The following is a 17,091-nucleotide window of genomic DNA, read 5'->3' as shown; positions in this document are numbered from 1 at the left end:
GCCAGACTTGCCGGGACGGGGCAGGCGCGGCTAGGGCAAGCCGATGAGCATTGGGGAAGAGCGCCTTCAGCGCCGCATGGCGCGCGGCATCGAGTTTCTGGGCAGCAAGACCGCGATCCTGTGCGGCGCGATGTCGTGGGTGAGCGAGCGCAACCTCGTCTCCGCGATCTCGAACGCGGGCGGGTTCGGGCTGATCGCGTGCGGCGCGATGAACCCCGAGCAGCTCGACGCGGAAATCGCGGGCACCAAAAAGCTGACCGACAAGCCGTTCGGCGTGAACCTGATCACCATGCATCCACAGCTGTTCGAGCTGATCGCGGTGTGCGCCAAGCATGAGGTCTCGCACATCGTGCTGGCGGGCGGGCTTCCGCCGGCGGGCAGCCTCGATGCGATCAAGGGCAATGGCGCCAAGCTGATCTGCTTCGCACCCGCGCTCAGCCTCGCCAAGAAGCTGATCCGTTCGGGCGTCGACGCGCTGGTGGTCGAGGGCATGGAGGCCGGCGGGCATATCGGCCCGGTGTCGACCAGCGTGCTCGCGCAGGAAATCCTGCCCGAGGTCGCCGAGCAGGTGCCGGTGTTCGTCGCGGGCGGGATCGGCCGGGGCGAGGCGATCGCCGGTTACCTCGACCAGGGTGCGGCGGGCGTCCAGCTCGGCACGCGCTTCGCTTGTGCGACCGAGAGCATCGCGCATCCCAATTTCAAGAAGGCGTTCTTCCGCGCCAGCGCGCGCGACGCGGTCGCCAGCGTGCAGATCGATCCGCGCCTGCCGGTGATCCCGGTGCGCGCGCTCAAGAACGCATCGTCCGAGCTGTTCACCGCCAAGCAGCGCGAGGTCGCGCAACTGCTCGACGAGAACAAGGTCGAGATGATGGAGGCGCAGCTTCAGATCGAGCATTACTGGGCGGGCGCACTGCGCCGCGCGGTGATCGAGGGCGATGTCGACAACGGGTCGCTGATGGCGGGCCAGTCGGTCGGCATGGTCACGAAGGAAGAGCCGGTCGCCGAGATCATCGCCCAGCTGATGGCCGAGGCCGCGCACGCCCTGGAAAAGCGCGCGGCCTGAACCAGCTGGTCAGCGCCGCAGCCAGCGCCACGCTTCCAGCGCGCCCTGCCAGGTCCACACGACCGCGGCGGCGACGATGCCGATGCGCAGCGACAGGTCGAGGCTTTCCTGCAGCCTGCCGGCCTGTTCGACCGCCATACCCGTTGGGATCACCGTCACCCAGTGTCCGGCGCGGTAGAGCAGGACCGCGACGATGATCGCGCCGACGGTCGACACGATCGCGAGCACGCCGCGCGTCCAGCGCCAGCGGGGCCGCAGCCAGCGGACGACATTATAAGCGAGCCGCACCGCCAGCACCCCGAAGACCGGCCAGTAGAGCTGATCCCAGATCGGCGCGAGTTCGAGGCGGAAGCCGCCGGTGCCGGCGATCATCGGGATCGGTACCAGCCCGGCCCACCACAGCAGGATCAGGACGCCGAGCACCACCTCCGTCGCTGAAGCGAGGTGGCCCGGCTCGTTGCGCCGCTCGACCTCGGGCAGGTCGGCGGGCTTCCAGTCGCAGAGCTGGCGCTGAACATTGGCGTAGCGCTCGACCAGGACGAAGATGATCGTCGTGGTACCGACTACCGTCGTCGCGGCCCACCACAGCGAATGCAGCAGTTGGACGGCAATCTGCCCGGCATCGCCCGGGCTCGTCACCGCCCGGATCACCGACATCACGGCCACGCCCAGCAGGGTGATCGCGCCGAACAGCTTCAGCGAATAGAGGTAGAAGGGGTAGAGTTCGGGACCGATCAGCGACTGTTTCTCGCGATAGCGCCCGGCGACGACCAGCGGGTGGCCGAACTCGACCAGCAGCGTCTCCCATTCGCCCTTGTCGAGCGGCCGGTCGAGCGCCGCCTCGCGTGCCTCGACGCGTTCGAGCAATACGTCGCGCAGTTCGGCGGCGATGTCGTCAGCCTTGGCTGCGGGCAGGTTGCGCCGCACCGCGGCGACATAGCGGTCGAGCAGGTCCATCATGCATCCTTTCCGGTCAAGCGGAGGATCGATTCGGAGATCGCGTTCCATTCGGCGAGCAACCGCGCGAGCACGTCGCCGCCTTCTTCGCTCAGGCGGTAGAAGCGCTTGTTGCGCTTGCCCTCCTCCCGCCATTCGCTGGTGAGCAGCCCCTGCGTCTCCAGCCGGCGCAGCAGCGGGTAGAGCGCGCTTTCCTCGATCGGCAGCCCGGCATCCTCGAGCAGCTGGCGCAGCGTGTAGCCGTAGCGCTCCTCGCGCAGCGCCCCGAGCACGGCGACCACCAAAGATCCCCGGCGCAGCTCGACACGCAGCTTTTCGAACAGGTCCTCTTCGGTCGGCATATACCATGCCTCATATCGTGTATGACATACACTGTATGTCACATAGTACATGATTGCACAAGCCCCTGCGGGAGTCGGATCGCTCATGCGGTTAACGTCAATTTTACCTTGAGGTGGTGGGATGGCGGCATGTCGTACCGCGTCCCCGCTTCGCTCGCCGTGCTGGCCGCCCTTGCCGGGTGCGCCGGCCAGAAACAGATGGCGGCCCCCGCCCCGATTCCGGTTCCGGCCCCCGCACCGATGCGGGCCACCGCGCCGACCCCGCCCGATGGCGCGGCGACAGGACTGACCATCCCCGCACGGCTCGCCGACGGCAGCTACGCCTCGCCCAATCGCGGCGTCTCGGCCGCGGGCGCGGTCTGGCATCTGCGCGCCGCGTTCAACGTCGCGGCACTGAGCTGCCCCGACACCAGCCTCGCCCCCACCTACAACAAGCTGCTGAGCACACATCGCCAGGCGCTGGCGGCGGCGCATCGCGCGCTCGCGGCCGAACATGGCGGCATGACGTCGTTCGATCCGGCGATGACGCGGCTCTACAATTATTTCGCGCAGCCGCCGGTGCTGGCACGCTTCTGCGCCCAGGCGGGGCCGTTGTTGCATCAGGCGGCGGCGTTGCCCGCGGGATCGCTCAATGGCTTCGCCGCGACCGCGCTGGCGACGATCGATCGGCCATTCGGCGACTTCTATGCGCGCTACGACGCCTATCGCACCGATCTGGCGGCGTGGCGTGCGGGGACGCTGGCGGCCCCAAGGCTCGACTATGACCGCACCGTGTTCACCGCGAACGTGGCAGTCACCGGCGGGAGACGAACCGTCCTGGCCGCTCGCTGAGGCTGCGCCGGCATTCCGTGGGATCGATCAAATAGTCCAGCTGACATAGTTGGTAACGCTGAACCGATTGGCGCGCCCGCGCCGATCTGATAGCGCGATACCATGCCCGTTTCCGCCGCCGCCTCCGCCCGCGAAATCCTGACACGGCTGCACGATGTGATGGCGTCGCGCTCGGCGGCGCAAGCGAAGCTCAACTCCGTCGTCAACATCATCGGCGAGGCGCTCAACAGCGAGGTCTGTTCGATCTACCTGTTGCGCGAGGGCGTGCTGGAATTGTTCGCGACCCGCGGCCTGGCACAGGAAGCCGTCCACGTCACCAAGCTGGCGATGGGTGAAGGACTGACCGGCACGATCGCGGCGAATGTCGAGACATTGAACCTCGACGAAGCCGCCGCGCACCCCGATTTCGCCTATCGCCCCGAAACGGGCGAGGACCGGTTTCACAGCTATGCCGGCGTGCCGATCATCCGCAAGGAACGCGCCGTCGGCGTGCTCGCTGTCCAGCATGCCGAGCCGCGCAAATATGACGAGGTCGAGATCGAGGCGCTGCAGACGGTGGCGATGGTCCTCTCCGAACTCATCGCCAATGCCGGCCTGATCGATCCGGCGGGCGGCGGGGGCACCACCCGGCTGCAATCGACCGGAACCGCGCGCGTCGGCGGGTTCAAGCTGGTCGAGGGCATGGCCGCGGGCGCCGCCGTGTTCCACCAGCCGCGCATTATCATCGAACATACGGTCGCCGAGGATACCGAGGCCGAGCGCCACCGCGTCTATGCCGCGTTCGACAAGATGCGCGAGCAGATCGACCGCATGACCAGCCAGGCCGAGTTCGGCGGCGGCGGCGAGCATGAGGAGGTCCTCGAGACCTACAAGATGTTCGCCTATGACGAAGGCTGGAGCCGCCGCATCAACGAGGCGATCGACAGCGGCCTGACCGCCGAGGCGGCGATCGAGCGCGTCCAGCAGCGCACGCGGATGCGCATGCGCCAGATCGACGATCCGCTGCTGCGCGACCGCATGCACGACCTGGAGGACCTGTCCAACCGGCTGCTGCGCATCGTCTCCGGCCAGCTCGGCACCGCCGCGCAACTGGGCCTGCGCCAGGATTCGATCCTGATCGCGCGCAACCTCGGCCCTGCAGAGCTGCTCGAATATGACCGCCGGCGGCTGAAGGGCGTGGTGCTGGAAGAGGGGTCGCTGACCGCGCACGTCACCATCGTCGCCCGTGCGATGGGCGTGCCGGTGCTGGGTCGCGTCAAGGACATCCGCCGCCTGATCGCCGAGGGCGACCGACTGCTGGTCGACGTGACCGAGGATACGCTGATCATCCGCCCGACCGCGGCGATGGACGAGGCGTTCGAAGCCAAGCTGCTGGTCACGCAGAAACGCCGCGCCGCCTTCGCCGCGCTCAAGAGCGAGGCGCCGGTCACCAAGGACGGGCACCGGCTGACGGTTATGGTGAATGCGGGGCTCCGTGATGACGTGGCGGCGCTCGACCTGACCGGTGCCGACGGCATCGGGCTGTTCCGCACCGAGTTCCAGTTCCTGGTTTCCGCCACCTTGCCGCAGCGCGACAGCCAGCGGCGGCTGTACAAGGATGTGCTCGACGCCGCGGGCGAGCGGCCGGTGACGTTCCGCACCGTCGATATCGGCGGGGACAAGGCGCTGCCCTATCTCGACCATGACGAGAATGGCGAGGAGGAGAATCCGGCGATGGGCTGGCGCGCGCTGCGGCTAGCGCTGGACCGCGAAGGCCTGATGAAAGTGCAGGCACGCGCGTTGCTGGAGGCCGCGGCCGGACGCACGCTCAACGTCATGTTCCCGATGGTCTCCGAGCCCTGGGAGTTCGATCAGGCACGCGCGCTGTTCGAGAGCCAGCGGGCGTGGCTGGAAGCGCGCGGGCACAAATTGCCGATCCACATCCGCTATGGCGCGATGCTGGAAGTGCCGGCGCTGGCCGAAGTGCTCGATATCCTGCTGCCTAATCTCGACTTCCTGTCGGTAGGCACCAACGACCTGACCCAGTTCCTGTTCGCCGCCGATCGCGCGCACCCCAAGCTGGCGGTGCGCTACGATTGGCTCAGTCCATCGATCCTGCGCTTCCTGCGTCGCGTGACGGGCGAAGCGAACGCCGCCGGCGTGCCGCTGGCGGTATGCGGCGAAATGGGTGGGCGACCGCTGGAGGCGATGGCGCTGATCGGACTTGGCATCGAACGCCTGTCGATCACCCCCGCCGCGGTCGGACCGATCAAGGCGATGGTGCGCTCGCTCGACCGTCCCGCGCTGATCGAGGCGATGGCCGGGATGCTGGCCCGCCCACCGCAGGACATGCGCGCGGCGCTGGAGCAATGGGCGGATGACCACGGGGTCGAGCTGGCGTAATTTTACCCGTGTGATTTGATACCATTTTCCCTCCGCCAGCGTTGACAGCGGCAGGCGGGTGTTGGACACCCGCACGGCCTGCATTTCGCTGGCGAACCCCCAGCGCGATCGGAGAGTGATTGAATGGACGGCGAACCCGGCGAGAACCCGACACTCTTTCCCGAGAAGGTCGGCGAGAAGCTGCGCGATGCGCGGCTGGCGCAGGGGCTTGAGCTGTCCGATATCGCATCGCGTACGCGCATTCCGTTGCGCCATCTGCAGGCGATCGAGACGTCCGACTATTCGGGCCTGCCTTCGCCCACCTATGCCATCGGCTTCGTCAAATCCTATGCCCGTGCCATTGGCGCGGACGAGGTCGCGCTCGCGAAGGAATTGCGCGCCGAAACGTCGGGCATGTTCGCCGCGCGCGAAGTTTACGAAAGCTACGACCCGCAGGATCCCGTGCGCGAACCGTCGAGCGGTCTGGTCTGGGCCGGGGTCGCCGTAACCGTACTCCTCGTTGGGCTGCTGGTCCTCTGGTACGGCACCAACCTGTTCCGGAGCAGTGGCGCTCCCGAGCCCGAGCCGGCGCCGACCGAAGCCGTGATCGCGGTGCCCGATGCCGCGCCTTCGCCGGCGGCCGCGACCACCAACGGTCAGGTCACGCTGACCGCGACCCAGGCGGTTTGGCTGCGTATCTATGACGCCGACGGCAAGCGCCTGTTCGAGAAGGAAATGGCCGCGGGCGAACGCTATGACCTGCCGCAGGACGCCAAGGGTCCGATGATCAACCTCGGCCGGCCGGAGTCGATCCGCGTCACCGTCAACGGATCCGATGTCGCGCCGCTCGGCACACCGGGCCGCGCGATCAAGGATGTGCCGATCAGCGCCGCCGCGCTGCTGGCGCGTGGCACCGGCGCGGCTCCCGCCGCGACGCCCACGCCGGCAGCAAGCACCCCGGCGCCCGGCGCCAGCCCCAAGGCGCGCTCGCAGCAGCAACTGCCCCCGGCATTCCGCCCCGCCTTCGATCCGCCCGCGCAACCCGTTCCGGTGACGCCCGAACCTCAGACAGGCGGAAACACTACCGCGCCGTAAAGCGTGGCGACAGATTCGGCATGTGATGTATAAGGCGTTGAGGATGTTAGCGCCTGCGGGGGTTTCGATGCGTTTGATTGGAAAGATGGCGTTGCTGGGCACGGCGGCTGCCGCGCTGGCGAGCGTGGCGATGCCGGCAACGGCGCAGACCAGCCGCGGCACCGCCGCCGGTGGGATCGAGGGCCGGGTCGACCGGCTCGAGCGCGAGATGCGCGCCGTGCAGCGCAAGGTGTTCCCGGGCGGCGCCGGCCAGACGATCGAACCGCAAATCACCCCGCCGCAGCAGCAACAGGGTAGCGCCGGCATCCCCGCCACCAGCGTGGTGACCGACCTCAACGCCCGCATCGGCGCGGTGGAGTCGCAGCTTTCGCAGATGACCGGGCAGGTCGAGCAGACCCAGTATCGCCTGCGCCAGCTGGAAGACGCGTTCAACGCCTACAAGCGCACGACCGATGCGCGGCTCAAGGCGCTGGAAGCGGGGCCCGCACCCGCAACCGAGGAAGAACCGCCGGTGACGGGCACGCGTCCCGCTCCCACCCGCCCCGCGGTCGGCGGTCCCGCCACCACCGCGCCGACCACGCCGGCGACGCCCGCGGTGGCGGTCGATCGGCCCAAGACCGACGATCCTGCCGAGGACGGCTATGTCTATGGCTATCGCCTGTGGCAGGCGAAACAGTATGACAAGGCGATCCCCGAGCTGCGCACGGTCGTCCAGAAATATCCCAAGCACCGCCGCGCCAGCTACTCGCAGAATCTGCTCGGCCGCACGCTGCTCGACCAGGGCAAGCCGGCCCTCGCCGCTACCGCCTTGTTCGAGAGCTATCAGAAGATGCCGAACGGCGAGCGCGCGCCGGATTCGCTCTATTACCTTGCCCAGGCGCTGGTGAAGATGAAGAAGCCGGCGAGCGAGGTCTGCAAGGTCTATGACGAGCTGACTCAGGTCTATGGCGACCGCATCTCCGACGCGATGAAGAAAGATGTCGCAACCGGCCGCACCGCCAGCAAGTGCAAGTAAGCCATTGAATCCGCTCGATCCGTCAGGGGTCGAGCGGTTCGCCTGCGATCTCGACCAGCTGTTCGTGGCGGCCACGGGCATGCCCGCGCCAGACGGTGCGCCGATCGCGCTCGCCGTGTCGGGCGGCGCCGACAGCATGGCGATGCTGCTGCTCGCCGCAACCGCCTTTCCCGACCGCATCATCGCCGCCACGGTCGATCATGGCCTGCGCGCGGAGGCCGCGGACGAGGCGGCGCTGGTGGCCGAACTCTGCGCCCGGCTGGGCGTGCGTCACGCGGTGCTGGCGCCCTTCGCACCGATCGCGGGCGCCAGCATCCAGCGCCAAGCGCGCGACGCCCGGTACGCGGCGTTGACCGCCTGGGCTCAGGCAGCGGGCGCGACCGCGCTGCTGACCGCGCACCATGCCGACGATCAGGCCGAAACGCTGCTGATGCGGCTCAACCGCGCGTCGGGCGTCGCGGGACTGACCGGAATCCGCCCGTGGCGCTTCGAGGATGAGACGCTGCTGATGCGACCGTTGTTGAGCTGGCGGCGCGACGAGCTGCGCGCGATCGTCGCGTCGGCGGGTGCGCCTTGGGTCGAGGATCCTTCCAACGCCGACCCGCGTCACGACCGGACGCGGTTCCGCGATCTGCTGGCGCATCAGTCACTGCTCGACCCCGCCGCGCTCGCCCGGTCCGCGGCCTTTCTGGGTGAAGCCGAGGCCGCGCTTGAGGTCTTTGCCGAGACGCTCCGGGCCGAACGCTGGTCGCCCGCCAAGGGGCTGCTGCGCGCCGCCGGCCTTCCGCGCGAGATGCAGCGCCGGCTGGTTCGCGACGCCGTGACGGACGTGCGCGCGGCACACGGAATCACCGCCCCCGGCTTCTCGGACGCCGCCAATGTCGAACCGCTGCTCGACGCGCTGACGTCCGGAAAGGCGGCGACGCAGGCGGGCGTGCTGGTTTCGCCGGACCGCGACGGCGGCTGGCGCTTCGCCCCCGCTCCACCGCGCCGATCACTCTGATCGAAGCTGTTCCATTGCCATTAACCTGCCACACCCTATCTTATCGGGGAATCATGGCACCGGAATCGGAATGAACGACAACGACAAGCAGCAAGGTCCCGAGAATAACGGCAACCCTTGGATGAAAAGCCTGCTCATCTGGGTGGGTATTCTGGCGGCGCTCGCGCTGTTCGTATCCTTCATGAATCCGCCGAGCCAGAATGCGGGATCGACGATCCCCTATTCGGCCTTCCTCGACAAGGTCCAGGAAGGGTCGGTCAAGGACGTCAACGTCAGCCCGACGGTGATCACCGGCACGTTCAGCAACGACACCAAGTTCCGTACCAACACCGTGCCCGATCCGCAGCTGATCCCGACGCTGCGCGCCAAGGGCGTGACGATCAGCGCGCGGCCGGAGGAACAGCCGTCGATCTGGATGTACATGCTGTACAACTCGCTGCCGTTCCTGCTCTTCCTCGGCATCGCCTTCTTCGTGCTGCGCCAGATGCAGAAGGGCTCGGGCTCGGGCGCGATGGGGTTCGGCAAGTCGCGCGCGAAGCTGCTGACGCAGAAGGAAGGCAAGGTCACCTTCGACGACGTCGCCGGCATCGACGAGGCGCGCGAGGAACTGCAGGAAATCGTCGAGTTCCTGAAGGACCCGACCAAGTTCGCCCGCCTGGGCGGCAAGATCCCCAAGGGCGCGCTGCTGGTCGGCTCGCCCGGCACCGGCAAGACCCTGCTCGCCCGCGCGATCGCGGGTGAGGCGGGCGTGCCCTTCTTCTCGATCTCGGGCTCGGACTTCGTCGAGATGTTCGTGGGCGTCGGCGCCAGCCGCGTGCGCGACATGTTCGAACAGGCCAAGAAGTCGGCGCCCTGCATCGTCTTCATCGACGAGATCGACGCCGTCGGCCGCCATCGCGGCGCCGGCATCGGCAACGGCAATGACGAACGCGAGCAGACACTGAACCAGCTGCTGGTCGAGATGGACGGGTTCGATGCCAATGAGGGCATCATCATCGTCGCCGCGACCAACCGCCCCGACGTGCTCGATCCGGCGCTGCTGCGTCCGGGCCGCTTCGACCGCCAGGTCCAGGTGCCGCGCCCGGATATCGAGGGCCGCATCAAGATCCTGCAGGTCCATATGAAGAAGGTGCCGCTGGCGCCCGACGTCGATCCGCGCGTGATCGCGCGCGGCACGCCGGGCTTTTCGGGTGCCGATCTCGCCAACCTCGTCAACGAAGCCGCGTTGCTGGCCGCGCGCAAGGGCAAGCGACTGGTCGCTGCGGCCGAGTTCGATGACGCGCGCGACAAGGTGCTGATGGGCGCAGAGCGCCGGTCGATGGTGATGACCGAGGACGAAAAGCGGATGACCGCCTATCACGAGGCGGGCCATGCGCTGGTCTTCGCGCACGAGCCGACCGCGGACCCGATCCACAAGGCGACGATCATCCCGCGCGGTTTCGCGTTGGGCATGGTCCAGCCGCTACCCGAGCGTGACAGCTACAGCTATCACCGCGACAAGATGCATGCCGACATCGCCGTGGCGTTTGGCGGCCGCGTCGCCGAGGAACTGATCTTCGGCTATGACAAGGTCAGCTCCGGCGCGTCGAACGACATCATGCAGGCGACCCGCCTCGCCCGCGCCATGGTCACCAAATGGGGCATGTCGGACGCGCTCGGCCCGCTCGACTTCAGCGAATCGCAGGACAGCTTCACCGGCTATTCGATGCATCAGGCACGCCCGATGTCGGACGACACCGCGCGGCTGATCGACAGCGAGGTCAAGCGCCTGGTCGAGGGCGGGCTGGAGCGCGCGCGCGCGATTCTGACCGAGCATATCGACCAGCTCCATACCATCGCGGGCGCCTTGCTCGAGTTCGAGACGCTGACCGGCGAGGACATCAAGAAGCTGATCGCGGGCGGCGATATCGACCGCTCCGACCCGGCGGCAACGGCCAGGCCGGTCGCCGCGGCGGGAACCTCGATCCCCAAGACGCGGCGTCCCAAAGGCCCGTTCGGCAACCCGGCACCCCAGGGCGCCTGATCGGCCTATTTCTTCTTCGTTGAATCCGGTTCGGCCCGCGCGATGAGCGCGGGCCGCATCGTTTGGGCGACATCCGCATCGGGCTGAGCGCTCAGCGCCTCCATCAGCGCGATCCGCGCGTCACACCTCGCCTTCGGGTCCTCGCCCCGCAGCGCCTCCGCCAGCGCCTCCGCGCTGACGGCATCTCCACGCGCGGTGGCGGCGCCGCGCAGCAGATCGCTGGTGGAGATCGCACGCCCGGCCTTACGGTCGGCGGCGCTAGCGGGCGCGCTTCCAGCAACGGTCAGCGCATGGCGATAGTGACGCTTGTTCAGCCCGTCGCTCAGCTCGACCTTGCCGTCCTCCCGCCCGCCATCGGCGCAGGCGCGCAGATCGAGCGTGCGGTACTCCCGCATCGTCGCGAGCCGGATGTCCAGCTCGTTGGCGATCATCGCCGCCGGCGCCAGCGGCAGCCGCTCGCGATAGGCCGCGTTGACCAGCTGGTCGATCTGGCGGGACGCATTCTCACGGCTGAGCAGATCCAGTTCGACCTGCTGGCGGATCTGCTCGATCGTCGCGTAGAGACCGGGATTGCCCTGCTTGAGCGCCGCAAAGGCCGGCTCACGCTGTTCAAGCTGCGTCACGGGATCAACCACGATTCGCTCGCGCTCGACCGGCGGGACGGAAAACAATGCCGCCAGCACCAGCGCTCCCCAGAGCCCGGCACGCAGCCACGGCAGCAGCGGCACCGCGAAGCTCCCGTCCGCCAGGTCGCGCACGGCGCCGAGCAACACGATCCCCGCGATCGCCGCGGCCACCCACGATACCATCAACACCGGCCCATCGGGGAGCATGAACCGGATCGCGGGAATCGCGATCAGCAGCACCGCTATCACCAGCGCATTGAGGACCGGCCAGCGGCTGATCCGCCACAAGGCCGCCGCGAGTCCGGCGCTGCCCGATAGCGCGATCAGCCCCGACGCTACGCCGAATCCGCCAAGCGCCAGCTTCTCCGGCCCGGTGAGCGCCAGGAAACCGGCACCCGCCAGCATCGCGACAACGCCGGCCCAGACGATCACCGCCAACGGACTCCCGACCGCGATCTCCCGCGCCGTGGTCGCCGCCATCCACAGCGCGCCGATCGCCGACAGCACGACCACCGTTCCCGCGATTGCCGGCGTCACCGGCCACACCGCCAGCATCGCCCCGGCGAACAGCCACGGCACCGCCCAGGCATCGTCGAGCCAGCCCGGCTCCACATCCTCCAGCTCGCGCCGGATCCGCCAGGGCATCACGATGCGCAGCCGCACGATCGGGAAGGCGATGGCAGCGAACAACAGCGCCGCCCCGGCCGCCACTTGCACCCCCGGCGCTTCCACCCCCAGGGTAAGGGCGCAGGCGAGCGCGGCTGCCAACAACATCACGGCGATATCGACAAAGCCGAAGCGCGGCTTGTCGAGATGCGCACGCCACCAGGCCACGGCCCGCGGATCGAAACTGTGCGCGATCCCCGGCACCTGATAGTCGGCCAGGTTGAACAATTGTTGCACCTTGCCCGCGATCCCCGGCCGCAATGCGCTGAGCCGCCGCTGCCAGTCGGGCGCCTTCTCGCGCGTCAGCGCGCTCCATGCCGGCGACAGCGCGTGCTCGCCGCCGCGCAGCGCCTGGATTACGCGCCATTCGTCGATCCGGCGAAGCACCTGCCACACCGCGTCCGGGTGCCTGCCTTCATTCTCCCATCCGAACGCCTGGATCGCCGCCATCAGCACGGCGTCGCTGCGGGGGATCGTGTCGGCGAGCAGCTCCGCCAGCCAATTCTCGACCGAATCGCGAACCGTAATCTCGATCAGCGCGGGTGCCGCCAGGATCGCCTCGAACCTCTCGGTCAGCGCCGCGGCATCGCCATGCCAGGGACCGCGCAGCGCCGCTTCAAACGCGGAGGCCAGCTGGCGGAGTTCGGCATGATCGGCGGCGCGCGCCTCCGCCTCGGGGTCGGGCTGCGCCGGGGGTGCCGGATCGTCCTCGGCCTCGACGTCGGAAGCGTCCTCCGCGGCCGCCTCAACGGCCACGCCGACAAATCCGTCGTCCGCTTCCCAATGGCTGTCGTGATCGACCCAGCTCAGCGCCGCCTCATAAGCCTGGCGCAGCGCCATGAAGCCCTGGGGATCATCCTCGGGGTTGGTGACACGCAGTTTTTGCGCATAGGCGCGGCGGATCGCCCCGCGCTCGCTCTCGCGCGGGATACCCAGAACCTGCCACCACGGCTTCACAGGAAGGTTTCGCCTTCGAGCTGGTCGAGCGCGAGGTGCAGTTCCTTGCGCGCCGCCTCGATCGTGCGGGGATCCTGGGTCTCGAGTGCGGCGTTGAACCGGCCCACGACCTCACCCACCCAGAAACGCTGTTCGCCCAGGAAATTCTCGAAGCATTTCTCGCCGCGCGCGACCGCGGCCTTGTTCTCAGCCTCGTCGCGCGGGTGCAGTTTGAGCTTGGCAAGGGCGCTCCGCGCCTTTTCCAGCGCGGCCTCGTCCCCCGCCATACCGTCGTTGATCGTCAGGCTGGAGCTCTCACCCGTCTGCGCGACCAGGATATCGACCTCGAGCAGCCCGCTGACATCGTAGGAGAAGCGCACGTCCATCCGCTGCCCCGCCGGGCCACGCGGCACGCGGACGGTGGTGCGGCCGATCTCGACATTGTCGCGAACCAACCGCGCCTCGCCCTGATAGATGCCGAATTCGACATTGGTCTGGTTGTCGCGCAGCGTGCTGAAGCTGTGGATGCGGCTCGCCGGAATCACCGTGCCGCGCTCGAGAATCGGCGCGAACAGCCCCTCCTCATACCCGCCGCCGGGTAGCTGGCGGGCGACATCGACGCCCAGCGAATAGGGACAGACATCGGTGACGACGACTTCGCGGAGCGCCTCGTCGCGCGACTTGAGGCCGGCCTGAACCGCCGCGCCCAGCGCCACCGCCTCGTCCGGATTGACCGTCGCATTGGGGAAGCGGCCGAACATGCGGGTGACGGCGCTGCGTACCAACGGCATCCGCGTCGCGCCGCCGATCAGGATGATCTCCGACAGTTCGGCGCTCTTGATCCCCGAATCGCGCATCGACCGCAGCACCGGCTCGCGCAGCCGGTCGATCAGCGGCTTGGCCGCCTCCTCGAACGCGGCGGTGGTGAGCATGTGGCGATATTCGGTGTCGTTCCAGACGAGGCGCATCTCCGCCTCCTGCCCGCTCGACAAGGCGCGGCGCGCGCGCTCGGCCGTCTCGCGCAGTTTCTGGTGCAGCGGATCGTCGCCCCGCCCGGCATTGCCGAATGCGTCGGCATGGGCTTCGCGCATCAGCCCGACGAGCAGTTCGTTGAAATCCTCCCCGCCCAGGTGATTGTCCCCGGTCGAGGCGCGCACCTCGATGATCCCCTCGAAGATCTCGACGATCGAGACGTCGAACGTGCCCCCGCCCAGATCGAACACCAGGAAGCGCGATTCATCGGCGAGCTGGTGGATGCCATAGGCAAGCGCGGCGGCGGTCGGTTCGTTGACCAGCCGCTCGACCTTGAGGCCGGCGAGTTCGCCCGCGCGGTGCGTCGCCTTGCGCTGCTTGTCGTTGAAATAGGCAGGGACGGTGATCACCGCCTCGGTCACGCCCTCGCCCAGGAACGCCTCGGCATCCTCCTTCAGGCTGCGCAGGACCAGCGCCGACAATTCCTCGGGCGTGAAGTCCCGCTTGCCGAGGCGGGCGGACCGCTTGGTTCCCATATAGCGTTTGAACGCGGTCGCGGTGACATCGGGATGGCTCGCCATCCGCTCGCGCGCGGCAAGTCCGGTGATGATCTCGCCATCCTCGCCGATGCTGACGGCGCTGGGGGTGAGCAGATGGCCCAGCCGGTTGGGCACCAGCACCGCCTGTCCATCGCGCCAGACCGCCGCGACACTGTTCGTCGTGCCGAGGTCGATACCGATAATCATGCATTCCCCCCGGATCGATTCTGCGGCAAGTTTAACGGGCGCACTGGCGCTGTGAAGCGGCTAGTGTTCAGATGCTTAGGGGCGAATCGGGGGGAGGCGCTTGAATGAACCGCTGGTGGCTGGTTGCCGGTGCTTTGGTGTTGATGCCGGTCAGTGCGCAGGCGATGACCGTCGAGGAATTCCTGGTCAAGGCACGCGCGCTCAAGGCCAAGGGGCCGTTCGCGCTCTTCTCGTCCGACCTTCCGCCGGTGAAGGCGGAGATCAAGGCGGTCGCGACCAGCTATCGCGCCGATCTGCGCGCCGACAAGGCCGCCGGCCGCCCGCCGCATAGCTGTCCCCCGCCGGAGGGCAGCGAAGCGGCGAAGATCAAACCCGCCGCCTTCCTCGCCGAACTTGAGAAGATCCCGCCGCATCAGCGATCGATGAGCATGAAGACCGCCTTCTACCTGATCATGAAGCGCCGCTGGCCCTGCCCGGCTTGACCCCAATGATCCGCGCCACACTCGCTGTCGCCTTTCTCGCGCTGCTGTCCGCCGCGAGCGATGCCGGCCCCGAAATCCGCACCGGCGATGTCGACCGGTTCTACGCGCTCTATGACGCGACCGGCGGCAAGCCCGACGTGACGCGGATTCAGCGCGACTATCTCGACCATGCGAGCGACGGTTTCGTGGCGTTCATCAAGATGCGCCGGATCACCGCCGACCGGATCGCCGCGATGCTTGCCGACCAGCCCGACCTTTACGTGAAGGCACGCGGCTGCGCCGCACAGCTTCCCGCGATCCGCAGCCGCCTGACCACCAGCCTCGGCAAGATGCGTACCCTCTATCCCAATGCCCGGTTGCCCCCGGTGACGCTGGCGATCGGCCGCGGCAGGCCGGTGGGAACCGCCAATGCCGACGGGGTGATGATCGGACTTGAGGCGCTGTGCGCCGCCGATTTCATGGTCGCCGATCCGCAGGACCGGTTCGTGCATGTCATCGCGCACGAATATGTCCATGTGCAGCAGGCCGCCGCGGGATCGGATGACGAGAAGGGCACGACCGTGCTCAAGGCGTCGCTGCTCGAGGGTGGCGCCGAGTTCATCGGCGAGCTGATGTCCGGCGCGGTGAGCTACCAGCATCTGGCGCGCATCACCCGCAAGCGCGAGGCCGCGTTCGAGGCCGGGTTCCTCGACGATATCGACAAGCCGGCCCAGGATTCGCGCTGGCTCTATAACGGACGCGGCACGGCGGACTGGCCGGGCGATCTGGGCTATTGGGTCGGCTATCGCATCGCCAAGGCCTATTACGCCCGCGCCAAGGACAAACGCGCGGCGGTGCGCGACCTCATCGAACTGCGCGATCCCAAGGCGATCCTCGCCGCAAGCGGCTGGAAGCCCGGGATCAAGCTCCCCTAGCCGGTCAATCCCAGGCCGAGCAGCAGCAGCAGGAAGATCGGCAGGATCAACGTGATGAAGATGAGCAGGATGAAGGTACGCAGCAGCGCCCCCCATCTGCCCAGGCGATAGGCGCCCTTCAGCTGGAAGAAAATATGGACCGGCGGAATCACCAACGCCGCCGTCGCAATGGCGTCCATGGCCAGGCCCAGTCCACCCGCGATCGTCAGCACGATCGACAGCAGCGACATGAATGACAGCGAATAGGTCACGAACACCGCGTGGTCGTAGCCCTTGTAGCGCCGCCTCCAGAAGAACAGCAGCCACACGAACGGGATCGACAGCGGGATCAGCGCCCAGCTGAATTTATAGCTGTTGGTCTGGAGCTTGTAGAGCGCAAGGCCCGGATTCTGGTTGGCCTTCTCGATCCCCTTGTCGAGCCGCTTCCAGCCAGTCTTGAAGTTGAGTCCCTGGCCGCTCGCCCGGCTGACCGATAACGGTACCCGTTCCAGCTCGTCGAGCTCGCGCTCGAGCCCGGCGATGCGCTTGTCGAGCTTCTGCGCGCGTTCGCTGCCCGGCTCCGCGCGCGCGCGCGCCTCCTTCGAATCGGCGATCGCGCTTTCGGTATTTTGCCGGGCGAAGCGCAGCCCCTGTTCGATCTGCGAGGCGGTACCGATCTGAGTGGGCGCGGAAATGCCCATGATCTGGAGCACCGCGAACATCATGAAGACCGAGAACAGGAACATCGCCATCGGCGAGACGAACCGCGCGCGCTCGCCATGGATGTAACGACGCGTCAGCTCGCCCGGGCGCAGGCAGAGCATCGGCAGCGTGTTCCACAGCTTGCCCTCGAAATGGACGACGCCGTGCAGGATCTCGTGCCAGATCGCGCCGATGGTTCGGTGGACATGCCCCGTCTGTCCGCAGTGGTGGCAATAGGGACCGGTCAGCGTGGTGCCGCAGTTGAGGCAGATGCCCCCATGACCCCCATGCCCGGCCTCGCCACGATGACTCTCGACGGCGCGGCCCAGCAGTGCCCCGCTCACGACTTCCCCGGCTGCGTCGAATTCCCCCATGAAAG

Annotated in this window: 14 protein-coding genes; 9 read left to right on the top strand and 5 right to left on the bottom strand. The window is 67.8% G+C overall.

Going from position 1 to position 17,091, the window contains the following annotated elements; all coding sequences use genetic code 11:
• Window positions 1–43: 43 nt before the first annotated feature.
• Window positions 44–1,063, top strand: coding sequence for an NAD(P)H-dependent flavin oxidoreductase (locus AC07M1_RS02320; RefSeq protein WP_495160954.1), 1,020 nt, complete (start codon window positions 44–46; stop codon window positions 1,061–1,063).
• 9 nt (window positions 1,064–1,072) lie between these two features.
• Here AC07M1_RS02320 and AC07M1_RS02315 read toward each other — a convergent pair whose 3' ends face one another.
• Complete coding sequence (locus tag AC07M1_RS02315) at window positions 1,073–2,020, bottom strand: hypothetical protein (RefSeq protein ID WP_495160953.1); 948 nt, start codon at window positions 2,018–2,020, stop codon at window positions 1,073–1,075.
• The gene (locus tag AC07M1_RS02310; RefSeq protein ID WP_495160952.1) at window positions 2,020–2,361 is read right to left on the bottom strand and encodes a PadR family transcriptional regulator; all 342 of its coding nucleotides are present in this window, start codon (window positions 2,359–2,361) and stop codon (window positions 2,020–2,022) included. The genes AC07M1_RS02315 and AC07M1_RS02310 overlap by 1 nt, the downstream gene beginning before the upstream one ends.
• A gap of 129 nt (window positions 2,362–2,490) precedes the next feature.
• Here AC07M1_RS02310 and AC07M1_RS02305 point away from each other — a divergent pair, with 129 nt between their 5' ends.
• The 6 genes from AC07M1_RS02305 (at window position 2,491) to ftsH (ending at window position 10,689) form a co-directional block, all read left to right on the top strand.
• Window positions 2,491–3,192, top strand: a complete 702-nt coding sequence (locus AC07M1_RS02305) for a hypothetical protein (RefSeq protein ID WP_495160951.1) — start codon at window positions 2,491–2,493, stop codon at window positions 3,190–3,192.
• Window positions 3,193–3,294: 102 nt separating this feature from the next.
• Complete coding sequence (ptsP, locus tag AC07M1_RS02300; protein WP_495160950.1) at window positions 3,295–5,574, top strand: phosphoenolpyruvate--protein phosphotransferase; 2,280 nt, start codon at window positions 3,295–3,297, stop codon at window positions 5,572–5,574.
• A 123-nt stretch (window positions 5,575–5,697) separates the two neighbouring features.
• Complete coding sequence (locus AC07M1_RS02295) at window positions 5,698–6,648, top strand: helix-turn-helix domain-containing protein (protein ID WP_495160949.1); 951 nt, start codon at window positions 5,698–5,700, stop codon at window positions 6,646–6,648.
• A 67-nt stretch (window positions 6,649–6,715) separates the two neighbouring features.
• Complete coding sequence (locus tag AC07M1_RS02290; RefSeq protein ID WP_495160948.1) at window positions 6,716–7,663, top strand: tetratricopeptide repeat protein; 948 nt, start codon at window positions 6,716–6,718, stop codon at window positions 7,661–7,663.
• A gap of 4 nt (window positions 7,664–7,667) precedes the next feature.
• On the top strand, window positions 7,668–8,666 hold the full coding sequence (tilS, locus tag AC07M1_RS02285) for a tRNA lysidine(34) synthetase TilS (protein ID WP_495160947.1): 999 nt from the start codon (window positions 7,668–7,670) through the stop codon (window positions 8,664–8,666).
• 70 nt (window positions 8,667–8,736) lie between these two features.
• Window positions 8,737–10,689: an ATP-dependent zinc metalloprotease FtsH gene (gene ftsH, locus AC07M1_RS02280; protein ID WP_495160946.1), complete on the top strand. Its 1,953-nt coding sequence runs from the start codon at window positions 8,737–8,739 to the stop codon at window positions 10,687–10,689.
• A 5-nt stretch (window positions 10,690–10,694) separates the two neighbouring features.
• On the opposite strand, the gene AC07M1_RS02275 is transcribed toward ftsH, so the two are convergent.
• Both AC07M1_RS02275 and AC07M1_RS02270 read right to left on the bottom strand, forming a co-directional pair.
• Window positions 10,695–12,938, bottom strand: a complete 2,244-nt coding sequence (locus AC07M1_RS02275; RefSeq protein ID WP_495160945.1) for a hypothetical protein — start codon at window positions 12,936–12,938, stop codon at window positions 10,695–10,697.
• Window positions 12,935–14,635: an Hsp70 family protein gene (locus tag AC07M1_RS02270; protein WP_495160944.1), complete on the bottom strand. Its 1,701-nt coding sequence runs from the start codon at window positions 14,633–14,635 to the stop codon at window positions 12,935–12,937. Before AC07M1_RS02270 ends, AC07M1_RS02275 begins: the two co-directional genes overlap by 4 nt.
• A gap of 104 nt (window positions 14,636–14,739) precedes the next feature.
• Here AC07M1_RS02270 and AC07M1_RS02265 point away from each other — a divergent pair, with 104 nt between their 5' ends.
• Together AC07M1_RS02265 and AC07M1_RS02260 are read left to right on the top strand one after the other, a co-directional pair.
• The gene (locus AC07M1_RS02265) at window positions 14,740–15,117 is read left to right on the top strand and encodes a hypothetical protein (protein ID WP_495160943.1); all 378 of its coding nucleotides are present in this window, start codon (window positions 14,740–14,742) and stop codon (window positions 15,115–15,117) included.
• 5 nt (window positions 15,118–15,122) lie between these two features.
• A complete protein-coding gene (locus AC07M1_RS02260) occupies window positions 15,123–16,031 on the top strand; it encodes a gliding motility protein GldB-related protein (RefSeq protein ID WP_495160942.1) in 909 nt (302 codons plus the stop codon).
• On the opposite strand, the gene AC07M1_RS02255 is transcribed toward AC07M1_RS02260, so the two are convergent.
• A complete protein-coding gene (locus tag AC07M1_RS02255; protein WP_495160941.1) occupies window positions 16,028–17,086 on the bottom strand; it encodes a DUF3667 domain-containing protein in 1,059 nt (352 codons plus the stop codon). The two genes, AC07M1_RS02260 and AC07M1_RS02255, sit on opposite strands and share 4 nt — an antisense overlap.
• Window positions 17,087–17,091 lie beyond the last annotated feature (5 nt).

The sequence above is a fragment of the Sphingomonas sp. GW821-FHT10C01 genome, assembly GCF_059415525.1.
The sequence above is the reverse complement of the archived record's forward strand: the minus strand, read 5'-3'. Positions and strand labels throughout refer to the sequence as shown.